General features: G+C 56.3%; 17 protein-coding genes. 8 read left to right on the top strand and 9 right to left on the bottom strand.

The genetic code is table 11. The features are described from left to right. Positions 1-244: 244 nt before the first annotated feature. Positions 245-1,282, top strand: coding sequence for a helix-turn-helix domain-containing protein (locus BC440_RS15440; protein ID WP_071240447.1), 1,038 nt, complete (start codon positions 245-247; stop codon positions 1,280-1,282). A gap of 4 nt (positions 1,283-1,286) precedes the next feature. On the opposite strand, the gene BC440_RS15435 is transcribed toward BC440_RS15440, so the two are convergent. The 6 genes from BC440_RS15435 to BC440_RS15410 all read right to left on the bottom strand — a co-directional run bounded on the left by BC440_RS15435 (position 1,287) and on the right by BC440_RS15410 (position 7,055). Beyond that, positions 1,287-3,449: an autotransporter domain-containing protein gene (locus BC440_RS15435; protein WP_071240446.1), complete on the bottom strand. Its 2,163-nt coding sequence runs from the start codon at positions 3,447-3,449 to the stop codon at positions 1,287-1,289. Positions 3,450-3,726: 277 nt separating this feature from the next. Continuing rightward, entirely contained in the window at positions 3,727-4,422 is a 696-nt protein-coding gene (gene arsH / locus BC440_RS15430; protein ID WP_210766364.1) for an arsenical resistance protein ArsH, read from the bottom strand. A 10-nt stretch (positions 4,423-4,432) separates the two neighbouring features. Then, complete coding sequence (locus BC440_RS15425; protein WP_071240444.1) at positions 4,433-4,852, bottom strand: arsenate reductase family protein; 420 nt, start codon at positions 4,850-4,852, stop codon at positions 4,433-4,435. A 9-nt stretch (positions 4,853-4,861) separates the two neighbouring features. Continuing rightward, positions 4,862-5,947, bottom strand: coding sequence for an ACR3 family arsenite efflux transporter (arsB, locus tag BC440_RS15420; protein ID WP_071240443.1), 1,086 nt, complete (start codon positions 5,945-5,947; stop codon positions 4,862-4,864). 33 nt (positions 5,948-5,980) lie between these two features. Beyond that, positions 5,981-6,307 carry a helix-turn-helix domain-containing protein gene (locus BC440_RS15415; RefSeq protein ID WP_071240442.1) on the bottom strand — a complete coding sequence of 109 codons (327 nt, stop codon included), beginning with the start codon at positions 6,305-6,307 and terminating at the stop codon, positions 5,981-5,983. A 109-nt stretch (positions 6,308-6,416) separates the two neighbouring features. Then, positions 6,417-7,055 (bottom strand): VOC family protein, encoded by a 639-nt coding sequence (locus BC440_RS15410; protein ID WP_071240441.1) that lies wholly within the window; start codon positions 7,053-7,055, stop codon positions 6,417-6,419. Between the two features lie 175 nt (positions 7,056-7,230). Between BC440_RS15410 and BC440_RS15405 the strand changes: the two genes are divergently transcribed. The 7 genes from BC440_RS15405 (at position 7,231) to BC440_RS15375 (ending at position 15,128) form a co-directional block, all read left to right on the top strand. Next, positions 7,231-7,878, top strand: a complete 648-nt coding sequence (locus tag BC440_RS15405; RefSeq protein ID WP_071240440.1) for a LysE family translocator — start codon at positions 7,231-7,233, stop codon at positions 7,876-7,878. 37 nt (positions 7,879-7,915) lie between these two features. Beyond that, positions 7,916-8,281: a metalloregulator ArsR/SmtB family transcription factor gene (locus BC440_RS15400; RefSeq protein ID WP_071240439.1), complete on the top strand. Its 366-nt coding sequence runs from the start codon at positions 7,916-7,918 to the stop codon at positions 8,279-8,281. Positions 8,282-8,287: 6 nt separating this feature from the next. Continuing rightward, positions 8,288-8,758 (top strand): SRPBCC domain-containing protein, encoded by a 471-nt coding sequence (locus tag BC440_RS15395; protein ID WP_071240438.1) that lies wholly within the window; start codon positions 8,288-8,290, stop codon positions 8,756-8,758. Between the two features lie 139 nt (positions 8,759-8,897). Then, positions 8,898-10,547, top strand: a complete 1,650-nt coding sequence (locus BC440_RS15390) for an MFS transporter (protein ID WP_071240437.1) — start codon at positions 8,898-8,900, stop codon at positions 10,545-10,547. A gap of 5 nt (positions 10,548-10,552) precedes the next feature. Further along, positions 10,553-11,248, top strand: a complete 696-nt coding sequence (locus BC440_RS15385) for a GNAT family N-acetyltransferase (RefSeq protein WP_071240436.1) — start codon at positions 10,553-10,555, stop codon at positions 11,246-11,248. Between the two features lie 150 nt (positions 11,249-11,398). Beyond that, positions 11,399-12,130 carry a thioredoxin family protein gene (locus BC440_RS15380; RefSeq protein WP_247643583.1) on the top strand — a complete coding sequence of 244 codons (732 nt, stop codon included), beginning with the start codon at positions 11,399-11,401 and terminating at the stop codon, positions 12,128-12,130. Positions 12,131-12,344: 214 nt separating this feature from the next. Further along, a complete protein-coding gene (locus BC440_RS15375) occupies positions 12,345-15,128 on the top strand; it encodes a DUF2339 domain-containing protein (RefSeq protein WP_175484498.1) in 2,784 nt (927 codons plus the stop codon). Between the two features lie 156 nt (positions 15,129-15,284). Here BC440_RS15375 and BC440_RS15370 read toward each other — a convergent pair whose 3' ends face one another. From BC440_RS15370 to BC440_RS15360, 3 genes are all read right to left on the bottom strand, one after another. Continuing rightward, complete coding sequence (locus BC440_RS15370) at positions 15,285-16,085, bottom strand: MetQ/NlpA family ABC transporter substrate-binding protein (protein WP_007091435.1); 801 nt, start codon at positions 16,083-16,085, stop codon at positions 15,285-15,287. A gap of 67 nt (positions 16,086-16,152) precedes the next feature. Then, positions 16,153-16,812: a methionine ABC transporter permease gene (locus BC440_RS15365; RefSeq protein WP_007091436.1), complete on the bottom strand. Its 660-nt coding sequence runs from the start codon at positions 16,810-16,812 to the stop codon at positions 16,153-16,155. A gap of 2 nt (positions 16,813-16,814) precedes the next feature. Beyond that, positions 16,815-17,627: an ATP-binding cassette domain-containing protein gene (locus tag BC440_RS15360; RefSeq protein ID WP_071240433.1), complete on the bottom strand. Its 813-nt coding sequence runs from the start codon at positions 17,625-17,627 to the stop codon at positions 16,815-16,817. Between the last annotated feature and the right edge of the window lie 197 nt (positions 17,628-17,824).

Here is a 17,824-nt window from a genome sequence, read left to right as displayed (position 1 = left end):
TTGGTTAATTCCTTGCGCCTGATGCGTCAAAACCAATTCCCAATGCCAATAACCAGCGACCGAAACCTTCCGGAAAGGATGACACAGCAAGCTATTGTCAAACCATAAGAACTTGCAAAAAATATATCCATAATGTAGAAAAAACAACAATCACATCAATCATTGATTTAGTCCGGGCGCAAAAGTGCGGGCGATTAATTGTACCAATTTATCGTTCTGCCATTAATGCGAAAGAGTCCCCGGATTGACAAAACTGAAACCGGTTCCCGTATCAAACTTTGACACCAATGATATCGAGCCACGTCATCGTTTTGACGCATGGCAGGAAAATATCGGTATCTTTTTTGATGTAACGATGTCCGATCATGAATGTCATCTCACGAATTTTTTTGCACAGATCGATGTTTACGACCTTCAGGAAACGGTTTTTGGTGTCACCAGATCACAAGCCCAGCAATTTTCACGGCATCCCCGCCGAGTGATCGATGATGATATGGACCACATTCTGGTTCAGCTTTTTCTGCAGGGCGGCGGCCTTACCAAAGAGAATGAGCGCATTGTCGCGGGCGACATGCTTATCATCGATCTTTCTTACCCCCACGACATGATCACGGGTGATTTTGAAAACCTTACGCTTGTTCTGCCACGGGAATTGCGACCAGATATATCGGATATTCTCGCGCCACTGCATGGACTGAAGCTTTCCAAGGACAATCCGATGGTCCGCTTCATGGCCACTGGTTTTCAGAATCTTTGGAAGAACATTCCTGACATGACAACTCAACAAGCTGTTAGTGCCGTGCAAGGAACTCTCGGCCTGATGCAAGGATGCTTGCTGTGCGAAGGCCTGCTTCCCGAGGAAATTGACGCGCCAACAACAGTTGCCCTTGCAAAGGTCATCTACCGCTATATTGATGCCAACCTTGCCGAAAACATCACGCCAGCAAGCCTTGCCCTGACCTTTCGAATGTCAAGAACACATATCTATCGCATTTTTGCCCCGCATGGCGGGGTGGCAAATTATCTTTGGGATCGCCGTTTGCAGCGGAGCTTTCAATTGCTGTCCCAACAGCGTTACAGCCACAAGAATATCGGCAGCATTGCCTTTGAATGCGGTTTTAACAGTGAGTCCCATTTTAGCCGCGCATTCCGCGCCAAATTCCATTCAACACCAAGTCAGACCCGTGCCGATGCCGTGAACGCCCAATTGCATCATCACGGCAAAGCCACAACGCCAACCGGCTACGCCGCAGGGTTGCCAAACTGGGTGCGGCGGCTGTAACGCTTTAGAACCGGTATTCCAGCCCCAGATAGCCTGAAGCAGTGCGTTCGTCGCCAGTTGCAAGCCCCAGTTCCATGTCTGCGACAACCGTCATCCGCCGGTCCACGTCATAGCGCATATTGCCCCCGACATATCCCCCGTACGAGGACGTATCACCGGTTCCCTGATAGCGTAAAACCGGACCGTTGCCGAGCCCGACATCAACGCTGTCACGACCGAAATAGCTGTATTTCATCCCGCCGCGCAGTTCCATCTCGCCCCGGCCATCTGCAAGCGCCTGACGGGCTGCCAATTGCAAACGCCCGTTGATCACATCCACACCATGCCCCTTAACCCGAAGATTGGATGATGTCGTGCCGGTTTCGGTATATTCACCGTAATAGCCATAGGTGTAATTAACCTCGGCAGATGGCCGCAATTCAATCCCGCTGCCGATATCAATCGACCGGATCACCGCCAGTGACGGACTGATATAGACACTGTTGTAATCTGATTGTGCGGTTTCCTCGCCGGTCAGGTTATCGACCACAAGACGTTTATCCTGATGGCGTTGATAGCCGACGACCAACGCCCCGTCGATAGCCCAGTCGCCGACAACATATTCACCATATCCGCCGACAAAAAAGCCGTTGCTGTCACTTTCGACCGATGCCTCGTCGGTTTTCATCCCTGCAAGGGACGCCCCGCCAAACACACCGATACTGTGGTCATCAATCGGCTTTTCGTATCCGCCGATCACGCCACCAACCCGGCTGCGATAGCCCAAATTCGCCCCGTCATCGCCGCGTTTTTTGTACCCACCAAAAACATGTCCCCAGACAAAAGGCATCTGCGGTGCATATAACATACCCGGTTCAAGTTCGCTGGCCGCGACCACAACCGATTGCGGTTTGTTTGATCGTGCCAGTTGCTGGCTGACCGCCTGATGAATGCCGGCTGCCGTCGTTCCCAGCGCCGCCCGATTGGCAGCAAGCCCTGTCGGATCTGCGATCACCACCGTCGATCCACTTTGCCGGACAAGCCCCTCACCGCCAGCCGATGTATTCACCGTACCGGCATTGCTGATGCTCAGGGTCGATGACCGCGCCCCGGCCGATGTATCGATATTGACCACATTGGTGCCTGCACCAAGATTAATCGTCCCGACAATCGTCGCACCCGGCTTGATGTTCAGGGTCTGGTTGCTAGACCCCACAATCGCCTCGGTCGCCGACCCGGTTGCGATCACCTTCCCGCTGACATTGATCGTCCCGTTGGCCCCAGTGGATCTGATCCCGGCCCGTCCTGCACCCGATACGGTAACGGTCCCGCCGTCACTGACCGTAAGGATGCTGCCGCTACCGACTGATCGTATTCCGTCGGCATTCGTGCTGGTAATCGCACCGCTATTGACAAGTGTCGAATTGTTCCCGTCGCTCCGCATGCCCTCGCCATCGCTGCCGCTTGTGGTAATCGTCCCGCTATTGACAGCTGTTACGCCATTCCCGTCAGCGTACATGCCACGGGAACCAACTCCGCTTGTCGTGATCGTACCGCTATTGGAAAGGGTCGAACTGTCTCCGGCACTGTCCATGCCATAGGCGTCATCTCCGCTTGTCGTGATCGTACCGCTATTGACAAGGGTCGAATTGCCTTGGACGCTGTATAGACCGTAGGAACTATTTCCGCTTGTCGTAATCGTGCCGTTATTGACAAGGGTCGAATTGGCTCCGTTGCTATATATGGCATAGGCAGTCGTACCGCTTGTCGTAACGGTGCCATTATTAATAATTGTAGACCGCTCCCCGAGACTGCCCATTCCGTAACCGTTGTTTGCGTCTGTCCGAATTGTACCATTATTAACAAACTGCACATTTGAAGCCCCCCCGCCAGAGCCAAATATGCCCACGCGGCCACCACCCACCGTCGTGATCGTGCCGTTATTGGTCACACGCACGCCGTCCGCGTTGGTGGTGATGGCGGCGCTATTCGCCGGCGCCGTAACACTGAGAACCCCGCCCTGCTCGATCAATCCGGTTTCCCCGGCGCTCAGGGTTTTGGCAACCGTATCGGTGACACCGCCAGAAACGGTAAAATCTGCGGCCTGCGCCGCATGACCCGATAATGCTGCACCAACAAACGCCAAGGGAACTACCCGTCGACGTAACAATCTGAATCCCTTAGCCATTTATCCCCCTCGGACGCCCCCAATGATGCCGGAGAGAATAACACGCCTAAGATCTTTGTTTTGACTGAGCATCCCAAATTACTGTTACGAGCGTACAGAACGACATGCTTTGATCCGAAACCAGTCCTGACTTTGGCTGGGCATTGATGCGCCAATAATTCGGTGAGTAACGCATTTAAAGACAAAGATTTATTCTCAGGCTTCGTCGCGATTTCACCTGCCCTGATCCAGAAAAACGAAAGGCCGCCCGATTATGACAGGGCGGCCTTTGTTCTGTTCAGGTTGCGGTGGGCTGATTGACCCTGGCCGAAAGGGCCGCGTGGCTTTCCACCCGTTCGGAATACCGATCGACAAGGTGATCGCGAACATCGCGGGTTAACAGCGTGAACTTCACCAGTTCTTCCATCACATCGACAATCCGGTCGTAATAGGGGGACGGCTTCATGCGCCCCGCCTCATCAAACTCGTTCCATGCCTTGGCAACCGATGACTGATTGGGAATGGTCAATAACCGCATCCAGCGCCCCAGAATGCGCAACTGATTGACCGTGTTAAAGCTTTGGCTGCCGCCGCACACCTGCATCACGGCCAATGTCTTGCCCTGCGTCGGGCGCACCGCGCCAAGCGACAGCGGTATCCAGTCGATCTGACTTTTCATAAGGCCGGTCATCGCCCCATGCCGCTCGGGCGAGGACCACACCATCCCCTCGCACCAGCTTACCAGATCGCGAAGCTCCGCCACTTTGGGATGATCGGCACCGGTTTCGTCGACCAGGGGCAGGCCTGCGGGGTTGAATATCCGGACATCTGCACCAAACCGGGTCAGGATGCGCGCGGCTTCCTCGGCAGCGAAACGCGAAAAGCTGCGTTCACGAAGCGAGCCATAAAGCACCAATATGCGCGGCGCATGGGTACTGTGTGCCTTGGGGAACAATGCCGCAGCCGGGATCGGCGCGAACTGTTCGTCCTGAATATTGGGGGTATCAGCCAACGCGCGCTCCTTTCTCGTTTAAAATCATTTCGCCGTCTTCCTTGTAAAGCGGCCCGGCCGGCAGGTGATCGAGCAGATCAAGTACCGTTTCGGATGGGCGACACAACCGAACCCCTTTGGGCGATGCGACAATCGGCCGGTTGACCAGAACCGGGTGTGCCAGCATCGCCGAGATCATGGCATCGTCCGATATCGCGTCATCAAGCAAGCCCAATTCTGCGGCGGGTGATCTGGTCGTGCGCAATGCCGTGCGCGGCGTCAGGTCGGCAGCGGCAAAAAGAGCGATAAGCTGCGGTCGGGTCCAGCCTTCTTTCAGATATTCGATCACCTGATAGGGATCGCCGGATTTCTCGATGATATTGAGGACATTGCGCGATGTGCCGCAATCCGGATTGTGGTGGACAACGATCATGGCAGAACCTTATGAAACCTTGTTTTGTGCTTCGGGGAAATGGGCGCGTGTCCGGTTGGCAAAAGCCACCAGCGACAGCATCACCGGCACCTCGACCAGAACACCCACCACGGTTGCCAATGCCGCCCCGGAATTCAGGCCAAACAGACTGATCGCCACCGCAACCGCCAGTTCGAAAAAGTTTGATGTCCCGATCATCGCGCAGGGGGCAGCCATCCGATGCGGAATACGCAGCAGGAACGCCGCCCCATAGGCCAGCGCGAAAATCCCGTAGCTTTGAATCAGGATCGGCACCGCAATCAGGACAATCACCAAGGGCTGTCGCAGGATCACATCGCCCTGAAGCCCGAACAGAATGGCGACCGTCGCAATCAGGCCAAGGATCGACCATGGCTTGACCCGGGCGGAAAATCTTTCGATTGCGTCCTTTGATCCCAGGATCCGGCGCGTTACCAACCCGGCCAGAAGCGGCAGAACCACATAAAGCACGGTTGCCAGAACCAGTGTTTCCCAAGGAACGGCAATGTCGGTCACGCCGAGCAACAATGCGACAATCGGCGCAAATGCCACGACCATGATCAGATCATTGACCGATACCTGTACCAGCGTGTAGGTCGCATCACCCCGTGTCAGTTGCGACCAGACAAACACCATCGCCGTGCACGGTGCCGCCCCCAGAAGGATCAGACCGGCGATATATTGCGCGGCGTCAACTGGTGCGATCCAGGGGGCAAAAACATGTTCGAAAAACACCACCGCCAAAAACGCCATGGTGAACGGCTTGATCAGCCAGTTGACCACCAGCGTCACCAGAAGCCCCTTGGGCTGGCGGGCCACCCCGGCCACGGCGGCGAAATCAACCCCGACCATCATTGGATAGACCATCGCCCAGATCAGGACGGCGACCACAAGATTGATCGACGCCACCTCGCTTGCGGCAATCGCATCGACAAGCCCCGGGGCAACCACGCCGATCACAACCCCGCCAATCATGGCAAGCCCGACCCAAAGGGTCAGAAACCGTTCGAACACGCCAAGTTTGCCACTATCGGCACTGCAATCGGCACCATTGTTTGCGCGATTATTCTCTGTCATCGGAATTCCCTGTGATCGCTGTGGGCGCTGTGATTATCGGCAGGTTTTGTTCAACATCGGCAGACAGATATCCTCCCGCCCGCCACAACAATCTTCCATCAGAAACACCAGAAGATCGCGCATCGTGCCGATCTCGGCAAAATAGCGGATCGCCCGCCCTTCGCGCACCGACCGAACCAATCCGGCAGTCGACAGGATGTTCAGATTGTTCGAAAGCGTATTGGCGCGGATATCAAGTGTTGCGGCAATATCCCCGGCAATCATGCCTTCCGGTTCCGCCTTGATCAGCAGCCGGAAAATATCAAGCCGAACATCATGCGCCAGCGCCGATAATGCGTTTAAGGTACCTATCTTTTCCATAATTCATGAAATATCGAATTATAAAGATAAGTGCAATGGAAAATATGCGCAAATTACGATCAGGTTCCCGTGACGTGCTCCCCCGAACTGGGACAGTTTCAAAACTGGCTCAAGTCAGCTCTTTCAATCCTGTCGGTGTCTCGATCTGCGCCCGATAACGGACTTCGGCCCCCTGAATGATCGCAGGTGGACGATCAATGGAAAGTTCGCGATAGAGTGCCTCGACGAACGCTGGGTCGGGATGCTCCATCCTCATCGAAACAAGGCGCGCGCCCAAATCGGGGATTTCCGCCATTGATGTCGGGTCACCCTGATGATCAATGATCGATGGTGCAGCACCATCCAACTGTAACGAGCCATCAGCAGGAATGGCAAAGGCGAAAGTCGGCTCCGTTGTCGGCAAAAGCACCTTTTCGCCAAAAATCGCGCCATGGGCTGAAACAACGGAATCAATGGATTTTGTCGCGGCAACCCAGCCCCGCAAACGACGGCCTTCTTCCCAATCCGATCTGATCTTGTCCTGATTATCCAATCCAAACCATCGTGCCCTGCCCGGCGTAATACCGTCCGGGTCCAGCGCCACGATTTCCAGATAGACATTGTTACCAAGCTGAAGCCGGTGATTGTGCGTGCCCATATAGCCATGACGTGTCCCGAACGGCACATCAAGATCAAGACACGCCCGGACATGCGCCACACCTTCGGCCAGCGTCGGCGCAATAACAGTAATATGGTCAAGTTTCAGCATGCTTGGGGAAAACTCCAATGCCACCCAATGCATGCATTTGATCCAATCTGACACGAAAAGTAAATGCAACGTCGAACACAGAATCCTCCACCATCCTGACATGAGCCTGTCAGGAACGCCCTGCTAGTTTGTCCCTGCCGATCAAGCCGTTCGGTGGATAAACTACGAGCGCCCCATGACATATGCTGAAAATCTCTGGCTGTTCTTCGTTCTGCTGTCGGGCATCATCATTGTGCCCGGCATGGATATGTTTTTCGTTATTGCCAATTCCCTGACCGGGGGCAAACGCGCAGGGTTATCGGCCACCGCCGGGATCATGCTGGGCGGGGTGTATCACACGCTGCTGGGTGCCGTCGGCATCAGCGCGCTTCTCGCCATCGCACCATGGCTTTTGAATGTCATGCTGTTTGCCGGGGCGGCCTATATGGTTTGGATCGGTATTACGCTTTTGCGCAGTGCCATCACGGTGGAACGGATCCGGGCGGCCAGAACCGCATCGCTTTGGGACGCATTTCGTCAGGGCATGATCACCTGCATGCTTAATCCCAAGGCCTATCTGTTCATTTTCGCGGTTTATCCGCAATTCATCCGTCCGCATTACGGGCCGCTTTGGTCACAGGCGCTGATCATGGGGATCATGACGGCGGCCGTACAGCTTGCGGTTTATGGCGCGCTTGCCCTTGCCGCCGGGACCAGCCGCAACCTGATTACCGGCAATCCGGTGGCAACGATTTTCATCGGGCGGACGGCGGGTTTGCTGTTTATCGGTGTTGCCCTTCTGACCGCGTGGCAGGGGATGGTGACAACCGGGATCAACTTTTGATTGACAGGGCGGTGTGGCCTGATAAATACTTAACTTCATGGTTAAGTATCAAGAAGCCGAACTGAACGACATCTTTGCCGCCCTTGCCGATCCAACCCGCCGTGCGCTTCTGGCCCGGCTGGAGACGGAAGAAAACCTGTCGGTCAGTGAACTGGCGCGACCGTTTCACGTTTCGCTGCCTGCGGTGATGAAACATCTTGATGTTCTGTCCGATGCCGGGCTGATTGCGCGGCAGAAGACCGGCCGCACGGTCAATGTGCGCCTGAATGCCCAACCGATGGAGCACGCCATGGAATGGCTGGCCCGCTATCAGCGCTTCTGGTCGCACAAACTCGATCAGCTTGCCGCCTTCCTTGAACAAGAAGACGACGACGCCACCAAAACCGAAAAGAAGCAGGATTAGGGACTGATGCCCGATACAACACCAGACAAGCCGAGCCTGATGATCCGGCGCCGGATTGCCGCCCCACCGGCAAAGGTTTACGCCGCATGGACCCAGCCCGAAAAACTCGCCAGATGGTGGGGACCAGAAGGTTGCGAGATGATTGATGCCAGCATTGATGCAAAAATCGGCGGCACCTTTCGCATCCGTTTCAAGGAACCGGGGCCTGATGGTGAAATCCACGATGTCAGCGGCACCTATGATGCGGTTGAAACCGATGCAAAGCTGTCCTTTTCCTGGCAATGGATCACAATGCCCGAACGCAAATCGCATGTGACCCTGACCTTTATGGCCGAGGATCGCGGGGCGGCGACCATATTAACCCTCCATCACACGCAGTTCTTTGACGAGGCTGCGCGTGATGGACATCAGGAAGGGTGGAGCAGCGCCCTCGACAAGCTCGAAGTCTGTTGTACTTCGGGTTGCACCTCGGCATGAATTTGCCCCGATTTCCGTCTTGACCTCAACCACGGTTAAGATCCCAACATCGCCCCGAATAACGACCGCAGAATAAATTCCGCGATGCCCCAATCCATTGCGGCCTGCGCCACCATAAGAAATACTGGAAACACAAGACATGAGCGCCCCGAACACCCCCGTCGCGTCACCAACCGACGATACCGCCCAGACCGACAACAAGGCCACCCGCCGCGAATGGATCGGCCTTCTGGTGCTGACCCTGCCGTGCCTTCTGATCGCGATGGATATGACGGTTCTGCATCTTGCCGTACCGGCCCTGACCGCAAGCCTTAACCCGACAAGTGACCAGTTGCTGTGGATTGTTGATATCTATGGCTTTTTCATTGCCGGATCGCTGATCACCATGGGGACACTGGGTGACCGGATCGGTCGGCGCAAATTGCTGATGATCGGCGGTGGCTGCTTTGGCGCGGCCTCCGTGCTGGCGGCCTTTTCCGATACGCCCGAAATGCTGATTTTTGCCCGTGGGGTTCTGGGCATTGCCGGGGCGACGCTTATGCCCTCTACCCTGTCGCTGATCCGTTCGATGTTTCACAATGACAAGGAACGGTCCTTTGCCATTGCCGCATGGATGACAACCTTTATGGTCGGCACGGCTGCCGGGCCGCTTCTGGGCGGACTTGTTCTCAGCTATTTATGGTGGGGCGCTGTTTTCCTGCTCAATGTGCCGGTGATGGGGCTTTTGCTGATTGTTGCTCCGATCCTGCTTCCGGAACACAAGGCCAAAAGCTTTGGCCGGCTGGACCTGTTCAGTGCCGCGCTGTCGCTTGGCTCGGTACTGGCAATCATTTATGGGGTCAAGGTCATTGCTGCCTATGGCTTTGGCAGTGATGCCCTTTCTGCCCTTGTCTTTGGCCTGCTTGGCGCATGGGTTTTCATCCGCCGTCAGCGCAAGCTTGCCGATCCGCTGCTGGATCTTGATCTGCTCAAACAGAAGACCATCGCACTTCCCATCGTCATTCAGACCGCCGTGATCTTTGCCGGGATGGCTTATTTCCTGTTCCTGTCCCAGGCCCTGCAACTGGTCATCGGCCTTACCCCGATCCAAGCCGGGCTTTCGATGTTGCCCGCAACTGTCGCCGGTATTGTCGGCTCGATGGGGGCGCCGGTCCTTATGGGCCGGTTCAAACCGGGACAGGTGATGACCGGTGCCCTGATCCTGACCGCGGCTGGCTTTGGCATGCTGTCATGGCCGGGCAGCGTCGTCAGCCTTTATGTCCTTGTGGCTGGTGCGACGATCTTCTCGCTTGGCATCACGCCGGTTGCGATGATCTCTACGGATATGGTGGTGGCATCGGCCCCGTCTGATCGGGCTGGATCGGCCGCCGCGATGTCGGAAACAAGTGCGGAGCTTGGCGGTGCGCTTGGCATTGCCATTCTGGGCAGTGTCGGCACCGCGATCTATCGCGATGTCATGATCGAAGCCGTACCGACCGGGATCGGGAACGAGGCCGCAGACGCCATCCGCAGCACCCTTGGCGGGGCGGTCAATGCGCTGCATGATCTGCCTGCGGCAATATCATCGGATATTTTGCCACTGGCGCGCGCGGCCTTTACGGACGGTTTACAGGTTATTTCGATTATCTGCACAATTTTGATGGTTTTATCGGCGATTGGCACCCTGTTCGCGTTGCGCGATGTGCATTGTGACACAAATAACGATGATGGGACCGATGGGGTAAATGGCGATACCCCTTACGACCCGGCCATCAAACAGGCGGCCTGCGCCACCGGAAATGTGGAGTAATCACAATGCGAAGTCCGGAACTCCCCCCAAGACTTGAAAGCAAGCGTTTCATCCTGCGCGATTTCACGCCCTCGGATCGGGCGGCGTTTGTCGCCTATCAGATGGATGAACGGTATCGCGCCCTTTACGGTACCGCTGATAACGACAGCACGCGCGCCAGCAGCAATGCGCTGTTTGACCGGTTCCTTGCATGGCAGGAAGAACAGCCGCGGCGCAATTTTCAGGTCGGGATTTTTGATAAATCGTCGGGCGATCTGCTTGGCTGTGTCGGCCTGCGCGGCAAGGACCTACCGGTGGATAGCGCGATTTTCGGGATCGAGCTGTCGCCGACCCATTGGGGGCGTCACCGCGCCGCCATCGAGGCCAGCACGATGATGATCGCCTTTGGTTTCCGCGAGCTTGATCTTGCGTCGATCATGGGCGTTACGGCCAGCGACAATAAACGCATTGCCCGTCTGGCTGACTGGTTCGGGGCCGAAGTCGTGGCAGAACGCCATGGGTCGGAAAATCCCCCCGAATTTACCACCGAATGGACCACCGAATGCGGAACCGCAAAGGTCGACTGGTCGCTTAAACGCAATCTTTGGGAACATGGTACACCCGATGCGTCACGCCGTACCGACAGCTTTTTCTATGCCAACTGCAATCACAAAACCGGCACTGCCGCTGAGATGCAAAAACAGGCCTGCGAGGGAATGTAAGTCAGATCCGATTGGACGGACATATTGCCGGTAAAACGGCCTGCCCCCTGATCGGTGCCTGATGCCTGCCTGAATTGCCCACCCATTTCCCGGACGACACGTATTTGCATTGCCTTTTGATCAGCGCGCCAACCGATCAACAAGGAGAATATGATGAAACGCCCCGAAATCGTCTCTCGTGCGGAATGGCTTGATGCCCGCAAGGCACATCTTGCAAGGGAAAAGGAACATATGCGTGCCTATGACCGCCTGTGCGAGGAACGCCGTGCCCTGCCATGGGTGCGGGTGGACAAGGATTATGTCTTTGACACGCCCGATGGTCAGAAATCGCTTGCCGATCTGTTTGATGGCCGCAATCAGCTTATTGTCTATCACTTCATGTTTGGCCCCGGCTGGAAAGAGGGCTGTGTGGGCTGTTCGTTCCTTGCCGATCACTTTGACGGTGCCAACCTGCATCTCAAACATCATGACGTAACACTCGCGGTCGTTTCGCGGGCCCCACTTGCGGAATTTCAGGATTTCAAGAAACGGATGGGCTGGAACTTCCCCTGGTTTTCTTCGGCAGGATCGGATTTCAATTACGATTTCGATGCGTCGTTTCGCCCTGATGACGTCAAGACCGGCACCGCGACCTATAACTACGCGCCCTATACCGGCAAGATGGAAGACCTTCACGGCGAAAGCGTCTTTGTGCGTGATCCCGACAGCGGCGAGATTTTCCACACCTATTCCAGTTATGCGCGCGCCGGTGATGCCCTGATCGGGGCGCACGCCTTCCTTGACATGACGCCCTTTGGCCGTAACGAGGACGGGGTGATGGACTGGGTCAAGCTGCATGATCAGTACGAGGAATACCAACCCGTGCATTCCTGCTGTCACTGATCAGGCTGCTCTGACATTTGCCTTACGGGTATTGCCTCCCCCTTGTCGGTGTTGCGGGGCAATACCCATGAATATCCCTCTGCCGCGGCCAAACCCGGCGCAATCCCATACACTCCTGTAAAGACAAGACAATTCGCTTTTTCGCGCTATGATGGCGGAAATAATCGCGGATAAAAATCCGCCCCCGCACGAGCAATGCGAAAAAGAGGATTACATGGAGCTGTTTTTCACAGGTGTCTTCAGCCTGACCATATTGGTCGGCGCGATCATGGGCATCATCGCTTTTTTCCGGATACGCGGTTTCAAACAGAAACTGCAAATGCTGGAACAACAGATCGGGCTTTTGAAAGCCGGTCTGTCGGTGCCTCCGGCTCCTTCGGTCACACCTGCTGCGGCCCAACCGGATAAAACGGCAAAAGCCGACGCGGCTGATCCTGCTGATCCTGCTGATCAGGCCAAACCGGCCAGGACCGACACACCAGCCCACCCTGCAAAACCGGCGGCGGTAGTGCCAAGACCACAACGCACCGTGCCGCAAGCAGCCCCCAAACGCGCCATCGGCTTTGAAGAAAAGATCGGCACGCGCTGGGCGGTGTGGATTGGCGGCATCGCGCTGGTGTTTGGCGGCATTTTCCTTGTGCATTATTCCATTGAGGCCGGTTTGCTCAGCCCGCTGGTGCGCATTCTGCTTGCGGCCCTTTTTGCCACGGCCCTGTTTGGCAGTGGCGAATATCTTCGCCGTCAGCCCACCCTGCTTGCGGCCAAGACCGGCAACAATGCCGGTTATATTCCGGGCATTCTGACCCTTGCGGGGACAACAACGGCCTTTGCCACGGTTTTTTCGGCCCATATGCTTTATGGCATGATCGGCCCGGCGATGGCCTTTGTCCTGATGGCGCTTGTGGCGCTGGGCGCGCTGGCACTTTCGCTTTTGCAGGGGCCATTGGTGGCATCGACCGGGCTTCTGGCCAGTTACATCGTGCCGTTTATGGTGCAGTCGGGTGAACCCGCCCCCTGGGTTCTGGCCTTTTACGGTTTGATCATCACGGCGGGCAGCTATGGAATTGCGCGATTGCGTGGCTGGCACTGGTTTGCCATGACAACCGCGATTGCGGGTTTTGTCTGGGGCCATCTTCTGGCCTTTGCCGCCCCGGCCGATATGGGGGCGTCGCTTGCGGTTTATGATATTGCCATTCTGCTGGCCGCGATTGCGGCCTATGCCATTGGCATTTACCCCCGCGATCCTGCCCGCATTCCCGAACGCATCGACTGGAAATCGTCACTTATGGTCGCCGGGAATGGCTGGCTTGTGATTTATCTGCTTCATCACAGCGGGTTTGATGCGACCGGCACCGCGACCCTGATGATCATGCTGGCCCTGCTGCTGGCGACGGCGGCCCTGTTCCCGGTTCTGGGGCCGGTTGCACTTGGTGCGCCGGTATTGGCACTGATTGGTTATCTGGGTTGGGATATCCGTCTTTCCATCGATCCGCTGCTATATGATCAGCCGATTATCACCGATGCGATTGATAAATTTTCCGTCCTGCCCGATACGCAATCCTTCCTTCTGACCGGGCTTGGGCTTGGCCTGATTCTTGGTCTTGGTGGCTTTGCCGGGGCGGTATTTTCCACCGCCCGCCTGTTTATGGCGGTTGCCGGGGTATCGGGCCCGATCGGGCTGTTCCTGATTGCGCTCTGGCGTAGTGATATTCTTGATGTCGATATGTTCTTTGGCGGTTTTGCCCTTGCGCTGGCGGCAGGGTTCCTTGGTGCCTTAAGTATCATCGACCGCAGAATGCCCGCCACCGCACATGGCCGGGACGGGGCACTTGCCACCTATACGGTGGGCACCATCGGCATGATTGCCACCGCGATGTTCATCCTGCTGGGGGATGGCTGGCTGCCGCTGGGGCTTGCCGCCCTTGCAGTTGCGACCGTTTGGTTTGGCGGGCGCTGGCCCCTGCCGGGGCTTGCCAAGACGGCGATTGGCATTGCCGGTCTGGTTCTTGTGACGATCTTCTGGCAGCCGACCATTGTTCCCGCTGATCAGCTTGGCACCACACCGGTTTTCAATGCATTGCTGTGGGGCTATGGCGGTCCGGCGATGGCATTCTGGGCCTGCGTCTGGATGCTTCGCCAATCGGGTGATGTGCGCCATCGTCTTGTTTTCGAAGGACTTGCAATTTTCACAAGCCTTGCGACCGGTGCCGTGATCCTGCATCACGTCACCAATCAGGGTATTTTCCATACCGTGCCCGATACCCTGATGGAATGGAGCCTTCAATCCCTTCTGGCGCTTTCGGCGGCAATCGGTTTGCAGCGGCTTGACCGGTCGCTGGCAAGCCCCGTGATGTCCCGGTGCATTCTGGGGCTTGGTTTTGCCGGGTTCTTCATGCTCGGTATGCTGAACCTGCTGTTGCTCAACCCGTTGATGAGTGGCGAGTTTGTCGGCAATGGCCTGTTCTTTAACCTGCTGCTTTCGGCCTATCTGCTGCCTGCGATCCTGACCGGCCTTCTGGCGACCCGGCTTTCGGGGGGCAAACCGGAAAGCTATCGCCGGACGGCGGAGGTTCTGTCGATCCTGCTGGCCTTTTGCTGGATCACCTTTGAAATCCGCCATTTCTTCCACGGCGGTTATATCGGCATGTATCAGCCCTGGACATCGCCGGAACTTTACAGTTATTCCGCGGCGTGGCTGGGCTTTGGGATTGCGCTTTTGGCCTATGGGTTGTGGCGCGGATCGCTGCATGTCCGCATGGCATCGGCGGCCTTTGTCTTTATGGCGGTTGCCAAGGCGTTCCTGTTTGATATGTCGGGCCTTGAAGGCATCTGGCGGGCGCTTTCCTTTATCGGGCTTGGCGTCGTTCTGATCTGTATCGGGCTGTTCTATCAGCGCCTTTTGGCACGCCAAAACGGCACCAGCCCCGAAAACGATCACGAGAACGGGGAAATCGCCGAAAATGCGCCGCCAGAGCCACCAAAAGGAAATCAGGACTAAACCGGTTTTTATGTCTGAGAGGATCAGAAACCGGGTGTCGTACACGACCAGCGATATGGTTGAACCGCGTTAAATCGTGCATATGCCTGCACATAACAAAAGCGCCCGCGCTCTGATCCGAGCGCGGGCGCAATTTTTTATGAATAATCGCGGGGATTATTCAGAAATTTTGAAAACCGGCAGGACCGAGCCTTCATATTTGGTTTCGATGAATTCACGGATCGCATCATCGTGATAGGATTCAACCAGCGTTTTGACCCACGGCGCGTCTTTGTCCTGGGTGCGGGTGACAATCACGTTGGCGTACGGGCTGTCATTGCCTTCAATCGCGATTGAATCCTTGATCGGGTTCAGACCGGCTTCAAGCGCGTAGTTGGTGTTGATCGCCGAGGCATCGAGATCAGCCAGCGAACGGGGAAGCTGTGCCGCATCAAGTTCGACAAATTTGATGTTTTTCGGGTTTTCGATGACATCAAGCGGGCTGACGACAAGGCCAACCGCCGGATCAACCTTGATCAGGCCTTCGGACTGAAGGACCAGAAGCGCACGACCGCCATTGGTCGGGTCGTTCGGAATCCCGACTTCAGCACCGTCTTTAAGCTCGCTCAGATCCTTGATCTTGTCGGAATAGATGCCCATCGGGGTCAGGATGTTATAGCCGACCACCGAAAGATCATAACCGCGATCCTTGATCTGGTTATCAAGATAGGGCTTGTGCTGGAAGCTGTTGGCCTGAAGGTCGCCATCATCAAGCGCCTGGTTCGGAATGACATAGTCCGAGAAGCTGACGATTTCGATATCAAGGCCCTTGGTTGCCGCCACTTTGACGACTTCTTCCATGACTTCTTCGTGCGCGCCGGGGGTAACGCCGATCTTGATTTTCTCGTTCGCCAATGCCTGCCCGGTCAGGGCGGCGGTCAGAACGGCAGCAGCCGTCAGTTTAAGCAGAAACCGCATGGTAAAACTCCTTGTTTACTGTGGTGTTTTGCGGGAATTCAAAGAAGATAAAGAAACGAAAACGGGTTCAGATATTGCGTTTGTCCGCCTTGCGCGCCATCCAGTCGCCAAGGCTTTGCACCATCTGCACCACCACAATCAGGGTGATGACAACCGCCGCCATCACATCGGGACGGAAACGCTGATAGCCATAGCGAATGCCAAGATCGCCAAGGCCACCGGCACCCACCGCGCCAACCATCGCCGAATACCCGATCAGGGTGACCGCGGTTAAGGTCAGGCCGTGAATGATGCCCGGTAATGCTTCGGGCAACAGCACCTTGGTCACCACCTGGAACGGGCGGGCGCCCATCGCCTGGGCGGCTTCGACAAGGCCGCCATCGACTTCGCGGATCGCACCTTCGATGATGCGGGCAATGAACGGAATGGCCGCAACGGTCAGTGGCACGATCGCAGCCGACGTACCAATCGATGTACCGACAATCAGGCGGGTAAACGGAATGATCGCGACGGCCAGAATGATGAAGGGTACGGATCGGGTGGCATTGACAATCGGCCCGATGGATTTCTGAAACAGCGGGGCTTCGAACAGTTCACCCCGGCCAGACGTCGCCAGCAAAACGCCAAGCGGCAGACCGAACGCCGTGCCAAGAGCAAGGGCGGATATCACCATCGCAAAGGTTTCAAGCGTTGCCTGAAGCAGGATCGGTGCAAGTGTTGCAAACATGATTAAGCCTCCTGCCCGGTGGTTGTATCGACAGTCGCGGTCGCAGCCGCATTCGGCCGCGCCGGGTAATCAAGGAATTCATCGGCCAGAAGCGATTGCGTCGTGGCGTGGGTCGGATTGGCGAAAATCGCGTCAACCTTGCCTTCCTCGACAATCACGCCGCCATCCATGACCGCCACCCGGTCGCAAAGCTGTTTGACCACCGCCATTTCATGGGTGATCACCACCATGGTCAGGCCAAGGCGTTTATTGATGTCACGCAGGAGGCTGAGGATCTGGCGGGTGGTTTCCGGGTCAAGGGCGGATGTGACCTCGTCACACAGAACGACCTTGGGATTGCTTGAAAGGGCGCGTGCGATGCCAACGCGCTGTTTCTGGCCGCCGGAAAGTTCGGCGGGATAACGGTCCCGTTTGTCTTCTAGCCCGACCAGCGGCAACAACGGATCAACCGCCGCGGCAATGTCGGCCTTGCTGGCCCCGGCCAGTTCAAGCGGCAGGGCGATATTGTCGTAAACCGTGCGTGACGACAGCAGATTGAAATGCTGGAACACCATACCGAGCTGACGGCGAAACAGCGGCAGATCGCGTTTTGCCAGTTGCGTGACATCGGTGCCATCAACAATGACACTGCCTGATGTCGGGACTTCAAGCAGGTTGATGCAACGAATAAGCGTGGATTTTCCCGCACCGGACCGACCGATCACCCCCACGATTTCACCGGCCGCGATATCAAGATCGATGCCGTGCAGCGCGGTATGCGCCGGGCTTCCGCGCCGTGCGGGGTAGGTCTTCTGGACGTTCGAGAGCCTGATCATGGATCCCAACCTTTTCCGAACATAAAAAAACCGCCGCGGCGAAACCGAGGCGGTCGTACATGTCGGAGCGTGCACGCCCTCTCGCTTTAGCCGCATTTTTAGCGCGCCCGCAAGCTGAGGAGCAAATCGGCGCGTTCGATATGACATGTATAGCGAACCGGACGTCATTCATCAATCCCCATCAACATGCAATTTAC

Origin of the sequence: Thalassospira sp. MIT1004, from assembly GCF_001858545.1 — a bacterium.
Taxonomy (GTDB): domain Bacteria; phylum Pseudomonadota; class Alphaproteobacteria; order Rhodospirillales; family Thalassospiraceae; genus Thalassospira; species Thalassospira xiamenensis.
Note: the sequence above shows the minus strand (reverse complement) of the source record. Positions and strands in the feature narration are given on the sequence as shown.

Bases quoted from the DNA above. Each gene is read 5' to 3' on its own strand.
- BC440_RS15435 (WP_071240446.1), bottom strand. From the start codon at position 3,449: ATGGCTAAGGGATTCAGATTGTTACGTCGACGGGTAGTTCCCTTGGCG.
- BC440_RS15425 (WP_071240444.1), bottom strand. From the start codon at position 4,852: ATGATCGTTGTCCACCACAATCCGGATTGCGGCACATCGCGCAATGTC.
- arsB (WP_071240443.1), bottom strand. From the start codon at position 5,947: ATGACAGAGAATAATCGCGCAAACAATGGTGCCGATTGCAGTGCCGAT.
- BC440_RS15415 (WP_071240442.1), bottom strand. From the start codon at position 6,307: ATGGAAAAGATAGGTACCTTAAACGCATTATCGGCGCTGGCGCATGAT.
- BC440_RS15410 (WP_071240441.1), bottom strand. From the start codon at position 7,055: ATGCTGAAACTTGACCATATTACTGTTATTGCGCCGACGCTGGCCGAA.
- BC440_RS15405 (WP_071240440.1), top strand. From the start codon at position 7,231: ATGACATATGCTGAAAATCTCTGGCTGTTCTTCGTTCTGCTGTCGGGC.
- BC440_RS15400 (WP_071240439.1), top strand. From the start codon at position 7,916: ATGGTTAAGTATCAAGAAGCCGAACTGAACGACATCTTTGCCGCCCTT.
- BC440_RS15395 (WP_071240438.1), top strand. From the start codon at position 8,288: ATGCCCGATACAACACCAGACAAGCCGAGCCTGATGATCCGGCGCCGG.
- BC440_RS15390 (WP_071240437.1), top strand. From the start codon at position 8,898: ATGAGCGCCCCGAACACCCCCGTCGCGTCACCAACCGACGATACCGCC.
- BC440_RS15385 (WP_071240436.1), top strand. From the start codon at position 10,553: ATGCGAAGTCCGGAACTCCCCCCAAGACTTGAAAGCAAGCGTTTCATC.
- BC440_RS15380 (WP_247643583.1), top strand. From the start codon at position 11,399: ATGATGAAACGCCCCGAAATCGTCTCTCGTGCGGAATGGCTTGATGCC.
- BC440_RS15375 (WP_175484498.1), top strand. From the start codon at position 12,345: ATGGAGCTGTTTTTCACAGGTGTCTTCAGCCTGACCATATTGGTCGGC.
- BC440_RS15370 (WP_007091435.1), bottom strand. From the start codon at position 16,085: ATGCGGTTTCTGCTTAAACTGACGGCTGCTGCCGTTCTGACCGCCGCC.
- BC440_RS15365 (WP_007091436.1), bottom strand. From the start codon at position 16,812: ATGTTTGCAACACTTGCACCGATCCTGCTTCAGGCAACGCTTGAAACC.
- BC440_RS15360 (WP_071240433.1), bottom strand. From the start codon at position 17,627: ATGATCAGGCTCTCGAACGTCCAGAAGACCTACCCCGCACGGCGCGGA.